Genomic DNA, 324 nt, shown 5'->3' on the forward strand with positions numbered 1-324 from the left:
AATCTGCAAACACTGCAAAAAGAAACGACACCACCGGTACCCTTTACCGAAGGTACCCTGATTACGGCCATGAAGACCGCCGGCAAAACGCTTGATGATGAAGAAGCCCAAGCGATTCTTAAAGATGTGCAAGGCATTGGGACAAGTGCAACCCGGGCCAATGTGCTGGAAGTGTTAAAGAAACGCGGCTATCTCGTCACTGAAAAGAACAAGCTACACGTCAGTGAAGCCGGAATTACTTTATGTAAAGCGGTTGAACTCGAACCCTTGCTAACTAGTCCAGAGATGACGGCTAAATGGGAGCAAGCGTTACAGCAAATCAGT

1 protein-coding gene is annotated in these 324 nt (G+C 47.8%); it reads left to right on the top strand.

All coding sequences use genetic code 11. From position 1 onward, the window contains the following. Positions 1–324: DNA topoisomerase (locus FC82_RS12585; RefSeq protein WP_235809238.1), on the top strand; the 324-nt coding region annotated here is incomplete at both ends.

It is taken from the genome of Secundilactobacillus collinoides DSM 20515 = JCM 1123, from assembly GCF_001435975.1.
Taxonomy (GTDB): domain Bacteria; phylum Bacillota; class Bacilli; order Lactobacillales; family Lactobacillaceae; genus Secundilactobacillus; species Secundilactobacillus collinoides.